General features: G+C 47.7%; 13 protein-coding genes and 1 pseudogene. 5 read left to right on the top strand and 9 right to left on the bottom strand.

Features of this window, described 5'->3' with window-relative positions; genetic code table 11:
• A partial coding sequence (locus tag NHN17_RS06335; RefSeq protein WP_255041300.1) for an MFS transporter occupies nucleotides 1–483 on the top strand: 483 nt, incomplete at its 5' end.
• A 178-nt stretch (nucleotides 484–661) separates the two neighbouring features.
• On the opposite strand, the gene NHN17_RS06330 is transcribed toward NHN17_RS06335, so the two are convergent.
• Nucleotides 662–1,573 (bottom strand): LysR family transcriptional regulator, encoded by a 912-nt coding sequence (locus NHN17_RS06330; protein WP_255041299.1) that lies wholly within the window; start codon nucleotides 1,571–1,573, stop codon nucleotides 662–664.
• A 201-nt stretch (nucleotides 1,574–1,774) separates the two neighbouring features.
• Here NHN17_RS06330 and NHN17_RS06325 point away from each other — a divergent pair, with 201 nt between their 5' ends.
• The 3 genes from NHN17_RS06325 to NHN17_RS06315 all read left to right on the top strand — a co-directional run bounded on the left by NHN17_RS06325 (nucleotide 1,775) and on the right by NHN17_RS06315 (nucleotide 6,453).
• On the top strand, nucleotides 1,775–3,556 hold the full coding sequence (locus tag NHN17_RS06325) for a sodium:solute symporter family transporter (RefSeq protein WP_255041298.1): 1,782 nt from the start codon (nucleotides 1,775–1,777) through the stop codon (nucleotides 3,554–3,556).
• 73 nt (nucleotides 3,557–3,629) lie between these two features.
• A complete protein-coding gene (locus NHN17_RS06320; RefSeq protein ID WP_255041297.1) occupies nucleotides 3,630–4,181 on the top strand; it encodes an acyltransferase in 552 nt (183 codons plus the stop codon).
• Nucleotide 4,182: 1 nt separating this feature from the next.
• On the top strand, nucleotides 4,183–6,453 hold the full coding sequence (locus tag NHN17_RS06315) for a heparinase II/III domain-containing protein (RefSeq protein ID WP_255041295.1): 2,271 nt from the start codon (nucleotides 4,183–4,185) through the stop codon (nucleotides 6,451–6,453).
• Nucleotides 6,454–6,594: 141 nt separating this feature from the next.
• On the opposite strand, the gene NHN17_RS06310 is transcribed toward NHN17_RS06315, so the two are convergent.
• A complete protein-coding gene (locus NHN17_RS06310) occupies nucleotides 6,595–6,990 on the bottom strand; it encodes a thiol-disulfide oxidoreductase DCC family protein (RefSeq protein WP_255041294.1) in 396 nt (131 codons plus the stop codon).
• A 320-nt stretch (nucleotides 6,991–7,310) separates the two neighbouring features.
• On the opposite strand from NHN17_RS06310, the gene NHN17_RS06305 reads away from it, so the two are divergent.
• Nucleotides 7,311–8,390 (top strand): alcohol dehydrogenase family protein, encoded by a 1,080-nt coding sequence (locus tag NHN17_RS06305; protein ID WP_255041292.1) that lies wholly within the window; start codon nucleotides 7,311–7,313, stop codon nucleotides 8,388–8,390.
• A gap of 656 nt (nucleotides 8,391–9,046) precedes the next feature.
• Here the strand turns inward: NHN17_RS06305 and NHN17_RS06300 are convergent.
• The 7 genes and pseudogenes from NHN17_RS06300 to NHN17_RS06270 all read right to left on the bottom strand — a co-directional run bounded on the left by NHN17_RS06300 (nucleotide 9,047) and on the right by NHN17_RS06270 (nucleotide 14,547).
• Nucleotides 9,047–9,598 carry a DUF1097 domain-containing protein gene (locus NHN17_RS06300; protein WP_255041291.1) on the bottom strand — a complete coding sequence of 184 codons (552 nt, stop codon included), beginning with the start codon at nucleotides 9,596–9,598 and terminating at the stop codon, nucleotides 9,047–9,049.
• A 12-nt stretch (nucleotides 9,599–9,610) separates the two neighbouring features.
• The gene (gene lsrF, locus NHN17_RS06295; protein WP_255041289.1) at nucleotides 9,611–10,495 is read right to left on the bottom strand and encodes a 3-hydroxy-5-phosphonooxypentane-2,4-dione thiolase; all 885 of its coding nucleotides are present in this window, start codon (nucleotides 10,493–10,495) and stop codon (nucleotides 9,611–9,613) included.
• Complete coding sequence (locus tag NHN17_RS06290; protein WP_255041288.1) at nucleotides 10,488–11,144, bottom strand: dihydroxyacetone kinase subunit L; 657 nt, start codon at nucleotides 11,142–11,144, stop codon at nucleotides 10,488–10,490. Before NHN17_RS06290 ends, lsrF begins: the two co-directional genes overlap by 8 nt.
• A 109-nt stretch (nucleotides 11,145–11,253) precedes the next feature.
• Nucleotides 11,254–12,249: a dihydroxyacetone kinase subunit DhaK gene (locus NHN17_RS06285; RefSeq protein WP_255041287.1), complete on the bottom strand. Its 996-nt coding sequence runs from the start codon at nucleotides 12,247–12,249 to the stop codon at nucleotides 11,254–11,256.
• A 26-nt stretch (nucleotides 12,250–12,275) separates the two neighbouring features.
• Nucleotides 12,276–12,590, bottom strand: a complete 315-nt coding sequence (locus NHN17_RS06280; protein ID WP_255041286.1) for a VOC family protein — start codon at nucleotides 12,588–12,590, stop codon at nucleotides 12,276–12,278.
• Between the two features lie 336 nt (nucleotides 12,591–12,926).
• Nucleotides 12,927–13,277, bottom strand: a complete 351-nt coding sequence (locus tag NHN17_RS06275) for a helix-turn-helix domain-containing protein (RefSeq protein WP_255041285.1) — start codon at nucleotides 13,275–13,277, stop codon at nucleotides 12,927–12,929.
• A 96-nt stretch (nucleotides 13,278–13,373) separates the two neighbouring features.
• Nucleotides 13,374–14,547, bottom strand: a pseudogene (locus NHN17_RS06270) (MerR family transcriptional regulator).
• Nucleotides 14,548–14,593 lie beyond the last annotated feature (46 nt).

Raw genomic sequence — 14,593 nt, 5'->3', positions numbered from 1 at the left:
CGTTTACCACTGATGAAATACGGTACATTCGGTTGTGCGGTGGGTATGACGGTTGTCGGTTACGTACTTTACACTGGCACTGAAGGCTACGCAGCATTGTTCGCACTGTGTCTATACGTTGTTTCTTATGCGACATCGTGGGGTTGTGCTTGCTGGACCATGATCTCGGAAATCTTCCCGAACAGCATTCGCTCTCGTGCAATGTCTATAGCAGTGGGTGCACAGTGGTTCACCGGTTTCATCGTCACCCAGTCGTTCCCAATGCTGAATGACAATGCCTTCCTAAGAGAGCATTTCAACGGTGCATTCAGCTTCTGGTTGTTCGCCATCCTGTCACTGATTTGTATGTTTGTTGTGGTCAGGTTCGTTCCAGAAACCAAAGGTGTCAGCCTGGAGAAAATGGAAGAAGTGATGGCCAAAAAACTTGGCAAGAAAGTACCAGCACCAGCTGCTACTGAAGCGCAAGCAAACGCAAACGCTTAATAATCCATTTTCTCTACCAAATCCAACTGCTCCACATTTGGACCAACAAACAGGCTTACCTCGGTAAGCCTGTTTTTTTATGTCTACGCCGACAAATACAGATCCAAGCAAAGCCTCTGCATTATACCAATCTGGATAAGTAATTGATCTATGTATTACGCAGGAAAAATGGTTGGTATTAGCTTTGCAGCATTCGTTGAATATCCGGTACTTTGTGCTGACACGCTTTCACCAACTCCGATAGCTGAGGTGCGACCCCTTGCCTTTTGTAATACATATATAATGGCAACACTAAGTTCACCTCAGTGATCGGGATACAAACACAATTGTCCTGAGCGATGAACTTGATACATCTTGGCGCAATGGAAATACCCAACCCAGAAGACACCGAGGTTACCAAGTGACGCATGTTATCAGGGTGACTGGCAACCTTTGGCGAAAAGCCACTTTCCTGGCAAAGCAGGAGAATGTGCTCGTACATTTCAATCCACTCGTGGGGCTGAAACAGGATAAACCGCTCATTTCGCAGTTCGCTCAAAGACAACTCATGACGCTCAGCAAACGGATGGTTCAACGGAAGGATTGCCATCAGTCGGTCTGAGTAAATCGTCTCAACCATAAACTGCTTGCCGTCTAATTTCGGCTGCCGCCGGGAAAAAGCAATATCAATCTTGTTCTCGGTTAACGCCTGGTATTGCTCATCGGCGGCCATTTCGAACAGGTTGGTCTGGGTGTTGGGATTCGCCGCTGTAAACCGGCTCAATAACGTCGGTAAGAAGAACGAACAAGCAGTCGCCAGATACCCAATATTGATCTGGCACTCACCTTGCTCGGTCGTTTGCCCCAACATTGTTTTAACCCGCTGATCGTTAGCAATGATATTCAACGCTTCTGGCAGCAACATTTCTCCCGCCAACGTGAGCTCTACCTGATGGGTAGTGCGTTGGAACAGCTTTACACCCAGTTCATTTTCCAATTCAGAAACATGGCGCGAGACCGTCGGCTGCACCGTGTGTAATTCCCTCGCAGCAGCTGAAAAGTTCTTTAATTTCGCTACGGTTATGAAGGTTCTGAGTGTTTTTATGTCCATCCAACTGCCCATTCGTCATTTGTATTATTGTTATACATTAATATCATTTCCACCGATTGATAAGGATCTCTATAGTGAAACGTGTATCAAGTCTCATGCTTTTTTTTCTGCATGGTTACTTGCGCCAAAACAACAAAAGGGATGAGACACCTCAACTTTGTCTTATTACACCTTCTCCCTATCACAATAGGAACCTACAAAATGGATATAGATATTCTTGTCGTACTCGTGTACTTCATCTTTCTAATGAGCCTTGGCTGGGTGTTCCGCTCGGCGGCATCCAATACCAGTGAATACTTCCGTGGGGGAGGCCGCATGCTATGGTGGATGGTTGGCTCCAGTGCGTTCATGATGGCACTGAGTGCGATGACCTTCACCGGGTTGATGGGAAAAGCGCTAACTAGCGGCATGTCCGTGGGTGTGGTATTTATTGCTAACGCCCTTGGCTACTTCTGCAACTACCTCTTCTTTGCTGCTAAAGCGCGTCAAATGCGTGTGATCAGCCCACTTCAGGGCGTAAGGCTACGTTTGGGTAAAGTGAACGAGCAGGTCTTCACTTGGGCTAACGTACCACTCAGCGTGCTTCAAGCCGCTATCTGGCTGAACGGTTTGGCGGTATTTACCAGTGCAGTCGTCGGTGTCCCTCTTGAGCAAACCATTATCGGTGCCGGTCTGGTCGTACTGTTCATGTCATTGGTTGGCGGTAGCTGGGCAGTTATCGCCTCAGATTTCATGCAGATGATCATTATCACCGTAATGACATTTGTCGCAGCCATGGTGGCGATTTGGAAATCTGGCGGTGTGGGTAACCTAATGGAAGTGGGTCTGCCTGCCCAACAACTAATTGGTGACGGCTACAGCTACACCCACCTGTTTGTCGGCTGGTTTATCTGTATCTTTATCAAGCAATTCTTTAGCACCAACAACATGGTCGACTCTTACCGCTTTATCGCCTCAAAAGATACTAAAAACGCCCGTAAGGCAGCCCTTTTAGCCTGTTTCCTAATGATCCTGGGTCCAATGATTTGGTTCCTGCCTGCATGGTTTGTTGCCGGTAACTACCCAGATGTCACGACTTGGGGCTTGGAAGGCCTTGGTGACAAAGTAGCCGATGCAACATACTACATCTTTGTTAGCCGTGAAATGCCTGTCGGTATGGTTGGCTTGATGCTAGCAGCCATGTTTGCCGCAACCATGTCATCAATGGATTCAGCACTGAACCGTAACGCCGGTATCATCCTGAAAAGTGTCTATGAACCATACTTCTGTAAAGATTACTCTGAAAAGCACCTGATGCTTGCCAGTAAGATCCTAACTGCGGTATTTGGTGTGGTGATCATCATCACTGGTCTGTTCCTGACATCTCTAAAAGAATTCGGCCTGTTTGACCTGATGATGCTGGTCGGTACGCTAGTTGGCTTCCCAGTGCTTATTCCTTCCATCATGTGTTTCTTCATCCGTAAAACACCTGACTGGGCTGGCTGGGGCACAATTTTGGTTGGTATGGGTGTTTCTGCCATCATTGCCTTTGTTATCACGCCACAGACTATCGAAGCTGTACTGGGTCTAGATGCACCAATCAGCGCCCGTGAATTTGCAGAAATGAAGTCGGTCACTCTGGGTGTTATCGGTCACATGTCGATCACGTTGCCATTCTTTGTACTGTCTCGCTTCTTCTACAAAGAGCCATCTCCAGAGCGTGCGGCTGAAATCAACAAGTTCTTCAACAATGTCGATACCGAAGTCGTGGTTGAAGACACCGAAGCTAGCATCCGTATGGATAACAAACAGCATGACATGCTAGGTAAGATGCTGCTCACTGCATCGCTATTCTTGGCGTCATTGGCCCTCGTTCCTAACCCGCTATGGGGTCGTGCACTGTTTATCGTGGTTGCATCGATTGTCGGCTTTATCGGTTTCTTACTTCTTCGCTCTAAGCGCAAGTTGACTGAAGCAGTCGATGCCGAGTTGGCCATTAGCTAAGCAATATTGATTTTTATTTTGAACGACTTGGGATAGGAGCAGCCTTGCTCCTATCTCTTTTAGGGAGACTAACATGTCAGTACAGCAACGATTCGGTGGCGAGCTAACTGAAGAAGAATTCAAAAAATTCACGCTCTACACCAGCCAAAGCAATAACTTTGAAGATGACAATGCCCGTGCCCAAATCCTCGGGTTCCTAAACGAAGGGGTCCGTATTGCCCCTGGCGCCATTGTCCGTATTGGCGACAATCAAATCGCCAAGCATTCTTATATTGGTCTCTATAGCTACATCAACGGCGATGTTTCGATCGGTGAGAATGTGTTGATTGGCCCGCATGTCTCGATCGTCGCCTCAAACCACCTGTTCGACCCGGCCTCCGGCCACTTCAGTGCCCGAACCTGCCTAGAGAAGGGCAAAGTGGTCATCGAAGACGGTGTTTGGCTGACTTCCGGTGTGGTGATCACTCCCGGTGTCACCATTGGCAAAGCGGCCTTGGTATGTGCCAATGCTGTGGTGACCCGCAACGTCGCTCCACATGCCATAGTTGCAGGCTCTCCGGCCACGCAGATCGGGGAAATAAACCCGGAAAACGGAGAATACATCTGGTTTAACAAGGAAGTGTAATATGTTGTCTCTACGCCGAACCCATGATTTTCAAAAGTTTGTCACCCCAGAACAAAACAAGCCGGCACGAATCAATCCACCGAGCTTTAACTGGCCGCAGTCAGACTATACCGCCGTGTATAGCATCGAGCTAGAACATGTTGAAAAGCCACTTCAATGGCGCTGGGAAAACATCAGTTCACCATTCCGCCTGCCTTTCATGCTTTCTTGTGGCCAATACCGCTGGCGGGTGCAAGATATCAATAACGAAATGTCACAGTGGATGACATTTGCCATTGATGAACAAACTGAAAAGTATCAGCCGCCAAGTGCCAACGAGCTGTTTGAACTGTGCGCCGAGCATGATCAATTCTTGATGTATTTTGATAGTGATATCACCGACGTTCGAGATGCTTCTTCGCAAGCTTACGACAAATTCAAGAACACGGTTGCACTGGTCAATCTCGATGCTATTACCTACCCGACCCACTACCGCCGTGGAGAAGAAGAAGGTAAACGTACCGCCATTGCCAATGTGCGCAACTGGATTGATCGCGACTTGATGGCGCTTACCCTGCTCTACAAAATCTGGGGCGAGGAAGAAAGCGGTGAGTTAGCCGTGCAACTTATGCTACGACTAGCCGAATGGAGCCCTGAAGGTCCGGCATCACTGCTTCGTCCGTGCACCTGGGGCGACGAGGTTGGCCTATCACTAGCTCGAAACCTTTACCTTGCTTATCACTGGTTGGCACCGCTACTGACCGACAGCGAAAAAGATTTCATCAGACCGATGCTGGTGCGTATTGCCTACCAGATGGAACAACGTCTAGAGCAAGATCAGTTCAAACAGTTCCCAGGCCATTCACACACGTCTCGCCTGCCCGCTTATCTGGGTGTGGCGGCATTAGCACTGCACAAAGAATATGATGCGCAGGTTTGCGAGCGCTGGCTCAACTACGCCTTGATGATTTACCAAAGCGTGCTGCCATTTTACGGTGGCGAAGATGGCAGCTGGGCTGAAGGTCCTTTCTATTCATCGTCGTATAGCAAGTGGCATCACCCTTTCTTCCTATCAGTCGAAAGGATAAGCGGATTCTCTTTTTATGAGCATCCTTTTTACAAAAACTACTGTCAATTTGCGATGGACTTTGTCGCGCCCGAACAAGATATCCATCCGTTCGGTGATGGCTTTTGGTGCAAACGTGATGGCCGCGAGTGGCCGGGCTTTTTTGCCCAGAACCCACTGCGGATATACGCCGAGCGCTTCGGTGATGAACATGCCCGTGAGACCTGCAAGCAGCTAGAGTCGAAGATCGATGTGTTCCATCTGCATTTGCTTGATGTTGTTCCGACACATACACAGCTGGCATTTGCCAAAGACGCCGCGCTTTGTGATAAAACGACTTCTGCCAAAGTAGATTGCCAAGAGAAGCCTGTTTATAGTCAATATTACCCTTTTGCCGGCCTTGGCAAAGCACAGACCCAAGAGCTAGCGCTTTACTATCGAGCCAGCCAATTTGGTAACAGCTCACACCGCCATGCCGATCAGGGTAACGTTGCGTTGTTTGATGATGGTGAGAGTATCCTGACCCCAAGTGGCAGCTACGGCTACCGGTTTGGCAGTGGTCACCACAGCCAATGGACCCGTACTACCCAAGCCCATAATTTACCCCTATTTGTTGATAACCAAGAGGGTGGTAAAGAAGTGGGAGGCAAAGGCCAAATCTTGGATAACGAAGCAGCGACGGCCAAGGTACTGCGGCAAGAACAAGGGACAGGCTGGTCACTGGTGCAGTTCGAACTTGGCCATGCCTATGAAGAGACCAACCACTTTACCCGTACTGTAGTCATGCTGACTGGCAAAGGGCTGCTGATTTGTGATCAAATTTCGCTATATAAACCTCAGGCAGTGCAATGGCGACTTCACTCTCCACTCGATGCAGTAACTGCTGGTAGCAGCATCAGCCTTGCAGGACAAAGTAAAGACTACCAAGTGAGCTTGCCAAGCCATGATCGCATCAGCCCTGCGCTGTCCTATGGCTACGACGAAGATAAATCACATGATGAACAAGTGATCTCGGATGCCAGCGAGCAAATGTATCATTTACAATGGTCGCTACCTGAGCAACAGGAACACTTGGTGATTTCGTGCTGTGAAAAGCAACCTATCGCCCACCAGCTTGGGGCCGATCAGACACTGACAATCTTTGCCGACCAGGAAACAATCGTAATTGACCTTAACAATGACCTTGTTGAAGTCCAACAAGCCACCCAAAAAGTTGCTGTTGGTTGATTTATAAGAGGGTCGATAACCAGCCCCACCAGGTGTCCATCCGGTGGGGTTGTTGTTATATCACTCATCCAATTTGAACTGGAAACCGAGACCGGTCTGCAAAAAACCATTGCCATTACCCACTACGGATAACTTGGCAACCTACTTGGAGCAAGCGTTGCTGTCACAGCGGGATTTGCGCGCCAATAGCGAAGAAATTAGCTGACGATGTTTGGCAAAAAACAAGTATGCCCTATCGGCAAACGGTTTAATCCACCACCAGCGCAAAAAAGCCACCCGCCATTTTTTGCCAACTAATCGCCACGCATGGTACGTCACATCCAACCCATACACAGCTTTACCTTCTAACTGACCATGCAAGATCTGCATTGCAGCATTTGGGTCAACGGCTGGAAATCGCTCGGAAAAATCTGGCTGCTGGATATCTTCTAGCAGAATTACATCGCGAGAGTCATACTGCTTCAAGGTCGCCATTTCCTTTGCGCAGAGTGGGCATGAGCCATCAAAAAATATCGTCAGCATATAAACCTCATCCATACGTACACCACCCTTGTACGTCAAAAGGTGCAGATTAGATTACCGATCACACTGAGCAAACGATCACCAATAAAAATAATGGACCAATCTGGATAAGTCGTTGATCAAGTATTTGCACTGGAAAAATCGTTGTTATCAAGGCAGATACTGCAGTAACTAGTTGCTCTAATTACAAAATATCTAACGCAGAGAACAGCGATTTTAACCTGCAAGACTGATCAAATATTTATGTAGGTTGGTATTAAATATACATGCACAAATAAACGAACTCGGATACTCTCTTGCTAGTCAATATTGAGAGATCGCTAGGAGCAAAACACATGGAACCAAAATGGATGAAAGCCATTGTTACCGTTGGACAAGGCGGCTATGAACAGTTGGTTTACAAAGATGTGGCATTGCCACCCCTTGAGCATGACGAAGTATTGGTGCAAGTCCATGCTGCGGGGATGAACAATACCGAAATCAACACCCGTTTAGGCTGGTATTCATCCTCTATCACCGACTCAACCAATAACACGTCAGATAGCGCATCACCTAGCCAACAACAAAAGAGTGATGGCGGCTGGAATAAGTCCACCCCTTTCCCACTCATTCAGGGTACAGACTGCTGTGGCACTGTCGTTTCTGCTGCTGATAACTCCCATCGTCACTTGGTTGGAAAGCGTGTTCTTTTGCGCCCTTGCCAGAGAGGAGAAGGTTTCGATAATGTCTGGCTGGGTTCGGATTTCAATGGTGCCTTTGCCCAATTTACCAAGGTCAAAGCCAAGCACGCATTTGCTATAGAGTGTGAATGGTCTGATGCAGAGCTTGCCACGATTCCGTGTGCTTATGGTACTGCAGAAAACATGCTTCACCGCGCCAACCTAGTTGAAGGTGAAACAGTCCTGATCGCGGGAGCATCCGGCGGTGTTGGATCGGCAGCCATTCAGCTAGCCAAAAGGCGAGGTGCTAAGATTATCGCCATTGCCAGCCGTGATAAGCATCCGCAACTGGAAAAATTGGCCGTTGATCTACTACTGGATCGTAACGATGATCTCATCAGCCTACTGGGCGAAAACAGTGTCGATTTAGTCGTCGATAATGTCGCGGGCAAACAATTCCCAACCATGCTAAAGGTACTCAAACGCGGTGGACGACTGGTTTCTTCCGGCGCCATTGCAGGCCCTGTGGTCGACTTAGACATGCGGGATATGTACCTCAAGGACATCACCCTTATCGGTACGACCGCTTGGGATGACCCCGTTTTCCCTAACTTAATAGGCTATATCGAAAGGGGCGAAATCCAGCCATTACTAGCCAAGACCTTCCCACTTGAAGAGATTACCGCCGCACAACAGGCGTTTCTCGAGAAGAAGCATGTGGGTAACTTTGTGTTAATCCCTTCTTCGCAGGGCTAATGACCCAAAGGAAGGCCAGTTGCATTTGCGCTGGCCTTTTTGGCTACGTCCTTATTTTCGATTCAATTCCCCTAGTAATACCAACCTACATAAGTATTTGATCAATATTGCTGGTTAAAATCGCAGTTAGCTGCGTTAGAGGTTTGGTAATTAGAGCCACTAGTTACTGCAACCTCCGCCTTGATAACAATAATTTTTCCTGCGCAATCTATAAAGCAACTACTTATCCAGATTGGTATAAATCATCGAATCATTGACGGGCAGCAGGATAACTTCATTATTTTGCCACCAGTCAAAATAATGCCCCACGAAAAGGCAAAAAGCCCCACCACGCTCAGTAGAAAATGTCGGTTCTGTGAACTGGAACGAACCATCGCTGATAGATCTATCAAAAAGTGATAACTAGGCCTTACCGAATCTGAGCCTGATATGACATGATGGTTTCAAGTTATATAGCGTAATGAGCTTGAAAGGAGAAACGTATGGGATTTATTATTTTTTCACTCGCCACTCTTATCTCTGGAGCAGCAGGCTTCATCCACTACAGCTTCAGCAACGAACATTAACGATAAAAAAACTTGCTGAAAAAACCAGTTAACTTATCCGACAATGACAAGTTAACTGGCATCCTAATCCCAACATTTACCATGTTAGTATTAGGTCGATGGGTGCTCCACCGAGGCTTTCTCTGTAGAGTCTTGCAGTGATGCTTCGTATTTACCCCTAAGAGTGACAGTCATCCAACCATAGCCAAGGCCGATGACGCAATATACCAACTCGGTGATTGCTGCAGTCGCAAAAGTTGCTCCCGGCACATAAGACATGAAGCCAAAGAAGATACCAGCCCCAACAAACAACGCTGGCACAAAATCAAACGGCGGAATGCGCTCCAGACAGATGCAAGGGATCACCACAACGAATACCGCAACAGGGAAAGCAAAGAACCCTAAGCCTCCCAATGCCCCGCCTAGCAGCATAATCGCAACTGACGCGACAATACCGGTCACATAGTTGCAAAAGACCTTTTTCCCACCTTCCAAGGTACAACCCGCCATGAAGTACATGGCCCAGGAGATAAAGGCTATCCAGCCAAACCCTACATTATCGGCCACGGGCATGAGCCCAGCCAATACCTGATCGAGCCCTTGAATAGTAAACGCTAAAGTCGCAACCATAATCGGGATAACAATAAACTTACTCCAGTTCATAGCGTATTCTCCTTATGCCAACTGGCTTTTCACTGATTGGTATAGGTCAAACCCCTGCGGTGGTGTCAACCCATCATGGACAATCGCACTGATAGCTCGGAGCATGCCAACCGGACAATCCGACTGGAACACATTACGCCCCATATCAACCCCAGCAGCACCGTCTTGGATTGCCTTATAAGTCAGGTGCAAGGCGTCCATTTCCGAGGTTTTCTTGCCACCAGCGACAACAATAGGAACAGGGCAGGCAGCCGTGACCTTTTCAAAGTCATCGCAATAATACGTTTTGACAATATGGGCACCTAATTCCGCCAGCACTCGGGTCGCCAGCATGAAATAACGAGGAGTACGCTCCATCTCCTTGCCCACCGCCGTAACCCCCATAGTCGGAATACCGTAACGAGCGCCACTATCGACGGTGCGAACAATATTTTCCAAGCTGCGGCACTCACCATTAGCACCGACAAATGCTTGTACAGCAAGACAAGAGGCATTGATCCGCACCGCATCATCAATATCGACACCGGACACTTCCCAGCTCATATCATCTTTGAGCACCGTGCTCCCCGCAGTGGCACGGAGGATCACCGGTTTATTGTGGTTGGGCTGTATACAGGTTCTGAGCGCTCCACGGGTCGCCATCAGGGCATCTGCATATGGGGCCAAAGGGTTGATAGACAAGTCTAAACGCTCCAGCCCGGCCGTTGCCCCCATAATGTAGCCATGATCAAAGGCTAGCATGACCGTTTTACCGGTATCGGGGCGGAAAATACGGCTAAGCCGATCTTTCATTCCCCAATCAACATGATCCATGCCCTTGATATGGAAAGCCTCTTTCACCGGAGGACAATCCAAGCCATATTCTTTCGCCAGTACCATTCCATCTTTGTCAGCCATAACACTCTTCCTTATTCATGACGTTTATCTGATTGGAAAAAGAATTGAACAGGATCGAAATACTGGTTGCCCCCGGATCAACAAACCCAATGGCTTTTTCCCCCATATTTTTAGCCCTGCCCCGCACTGGTTTCATCTGCTTGGTCTTCTCAGCCCCGCTTTTTGAGGCCTTTGCCGCACTCAAAAACATCGCAGCGATATCCTCAGAATCCAATGCCAATTGTTCCATCACTTCAACCGCTGGGATAAGCGCATCCAACATGGTTTTATCGCCAGCTTTCGCGCCGCTGAAATAAGCGAGCTTATCAAGCCCCTTCCTGAAGGCTGTCGCCGTTTGCTGCGGTGTGAGTTCCGGTTCATTAAGACCCGTAGCCAAGCCGCAGAACAGATTGCCAATTAACATGCCGGCAGAGCCTCCATCTTGACTCATGATGGACCAGCCCATGTCATCTATGGTTTTCTGCCAATCTGGATCGCTGCTATTTGCCAATGCTTTATCAATGCATTGAGATACCCTTAGCATGGTAGTGCCATGGTCTCCGTCACCCGTTTTGCCATCTAAATCATTCAACAGCGGCACAGATTCACGAATGTCCTTCGCAGCAGATAACAACATGCTAAATAATAACTTTTGATTAAACGTCTTCATTTATGTCACCTTTTTCAGGCCAAATGATCCCCTGCACCTTTCGATACACGTCTGGTTATTATTCAATGAAGTGCCAGGTATCTTACCTGGCACAAAGACATTGCTCTGGTTAGTATTGACACCAGTATGGGGTGTTACACGGCCGATCCCAATAAGAGAGGATTTCTGGATCGAATTTAGCGATACACATTTGGAAACCAGCCATCTCCTGCACGGTTAGCAATTCATCAATCTTGCTACGGCTGATTGTAATACCCGCTTCTTTCAGCTTGATATGGCAAGCACGGCTGACTATAAACATCTCCATCAAGGTCGTTGCCCCAGTGCCATTAATCATCAGCATCAAGTCGTCTCCCGGCTGAGCATCAATCGCCGCACACAGTTGATCTAACATGATATTAGCGGTGTCATCGGCCGAGCGAATTTTCATTCTGCCGCCGCCACCTTCGCCATGCTGGCCCATACCGATTTCCATTTCATCGTCAGGAAGATCACCTATCGCCATACCCGACTGCGGATGGGTCGCATTACTCATTGCAACAGCCAAGGTCGCCATATTCTCGTTAAATGAATTGGCAATCCGGTATACTTCATCAAGGGAGAGCCCGGCTTCGGCAGCAGCTCCAGCAATTTTATACACCGGGACACACCCCACCAAACCCCGCCGATCTTTGATATCGGTGTTCAATCCGGCACTGATATCTTCGTGGGTCAGCAGCATTTTGACATTGATATTCTCACGCTTTGCCATTTCCATCGCCATATTGGCGGCCATGACGTCCCCTTCATGGTTCAACACAACAAAGAGCACACCAGCAGGACGGTTGGCTAATTTGAGTGCCTCAAAGACCTTCGGTGCTCCGGGTGCGGCAAATACGTCCCCAACCACAGAAAAATCGAGCATCCCCTCACCCACAAAACCACTTAAAGCAGGTTCATGGCCAGCACCACCAAGGGTCACAATGGCCACTTTATCTTGGTCTTTAGGCACCGCACGTGTAACGATTTTATCCTCTACCACTCGCACTTGGTTGGGGTAACTCAATGCAAATCCTTGTAGCAACTCAGAAGTGATATTCTCAGGGTTATTAATAAACTTCTTCATAGTCGATATCCTTTTATGCGGTGATATTAGCAGTACTGCATCAGTTCAACGGGCGCTTCGTCTTCCATAATAAATGCGACGCGCAAAGACTCATTCGGGCTAAACGGCTCAAGTAGTATTTCCTTGCCTTCAATCGCTTTATCAAGGTCATCAACTTCATAAGCCACGTGTGCGGTATTCTTTAGTACCTCTGGCAACGGACTGTTATCCAAGAAGCGCAACCATTCAATACGGTTCTCACTCTTTTCAAAATCTGTTGTATAAAGGCTAATATCAGGATTAAAAGATTCACCGGAGTGCTCTACTGGCGACGGGATCCCGACATGATTAAACTTTTTCATCTTAACCTCCATTGATTCATAGCTGGTAAAGCTATCGGACAAATCAAATATAGAGAGGTTACAAATGAAATAACGTGATATCCCTCACCTAAACAATCAGTTTAAAAGCCCATTAAAATCAACACTTTAACTAAAAACCAACATTGCTAATAGGCAAGTGCAACAACGGTAAATACAAATAAGGTTTTAGCAAGTGCAACAACATTGACGGTAAGAAAGCTCAATACTGATTAGCCTTTTAGGGCAAGTGCAACACCAGCGGTTAATCACAACGCTCAGCCTCCCAAGGGGCAAGTGCAACATGAGATCGCTATCTCATTTCCAACCTTAATTTCATTACTGGCCATAAGAAACAATCAGGTTTTCCAGTTGCTCCATATCAAGTTCGGGGTGGTAATGGAGGATGAAACGCTGGCATTGTTCTTTATTCAGCCCCATCTGATTGAGCTTGATAACCAACTCTTCATATTGCTTCTCAGTCACCTGTTGATGAAACTGTTTCCGATACCTTGCCATTTTATTGGCAAGTTGTGGCTCATAACCATAAGGGCCAGAGTTACGAGCCAGCTCCCTACTAACAGTCGAGCGATGAATATTTAATATCCGCGAGATCTGTGATTGGTTCTTGCCTTCTTTCCGCAATGCCCAAATTTGCAAGCGGTTTTCTTCTGTAAGCTGCTTGTACATAAGGTCCCGTATTCACAATGAAAACAATACAATGAAATTTATATCACTGATTGGGAGCCATGCCATTAACAGTAAAGTGAAACTGTGAAGGGGTAATTATTCAAATCTACCTAAAATAAACACCTGGTAGCCGAATTGCTCAAAGCCCTGATGGTAAATATCCAACTCAGTTTGAATATCTTTGAGTGCCTGTGACTCAGCCATCGTCTCTTTCAGATCATTGATCCGCTGCTGAAGTGGCAAGAAATACGCCTGCCACGCCTTATCGCTCAGGGTAAAGTTATCGATCACGTGGTAACCGGCCTCTTGTGCCTGCTTGATCCGCACCTCAACCGTGGTCATGTCTGGGTATTCTTTCTGCCAGAACGCCAACCTTTCTGCGCTTGGTGTCTCGGTATGCCACACCAAATCACTGAGCACCAATACGCCTTTATCTTTTAGCAACGGACGCCACTGTTTGAAAGCTTTGTTCACTCCCATAATATAGGCAGAGCCCTCGGCCCAGATAACATCAAAGCTGGCATCGTCAAATGGCAAGTCAGTCATACTGGCACACTGGGTAATGACTTTATCTGCAACACCTGTCTCAGTGGCTCGCTCGCGCAACTTGCTTAGTGCATCTTCATGGTTGTCGATCGCAGTAATCACGGCATCAGATTGTTTAGCCAGTACGGTAGTTGTAATACCCTTACCGCAACCAATTTCCAGCACCGTTTGCGGTATCGATGGAAGCAACTTGAACGCCTTGATGGTTTCCGCCTCAGTTCCCGGCCCCCAGCGATCCAAACCGTCAAAGATAGTATTAAAGTCTGCCATGTATTGTTCGTGTGTATTCATGATCTTTTGATAACCACTTCAGTCTCAAGGCTTGTTTCTCATCAAAGCCTTGTTTCATTAACCAATCCAAATGGGCGTCAGGGGCAGTCAGCTCCAACGACTGATGCCATGCTGTCATATCCGATTCACCCAGCATCGCAGCCAGTAGATCCCGAGATTGCTGTTTGTGGGCGATCTCATCATCCAGCTGTTGCATTCGGTTAAGCAGTAACTGGCGATCGACTTTCGCTTCTAGGCATGCTTGACACTCCTTAAGAGTTAGCCCACCTGCTTGCAGTTGTTGCAACAGCCGCAAGCGTTGGAGATCCCGCTCGCTGTAACTGCGATAGCCATTGTCGAGTCGCTTTCCGGCAATCAGCCCCAGCTTCTCGTAGTACAGTAAGGTAGATCGCGAAAGACCGACTTGCTCTGCTAGTTCTGAAATTCGATACATGGCGCGGCCCTATGGAATAAAGTCGTGAGCTTAAACTATAAAGCCT

Origin of the sequence: Photobacterium pectinilyticum (assembly GCF_024357955.1) — a bacterium.
Classification (GTDB): Bacteria; Pseudomonadota; Gammaproteobacteria; order Enterobacterales; family Vibrionaceae; genus Photobacterium; species Photobacterium pectinilyticum.
The sequence above is the reverse complement of the archived record's forward strand: the minus strand, read 5'-3'. Positions and strand labels throughout refer to the sequence as shown.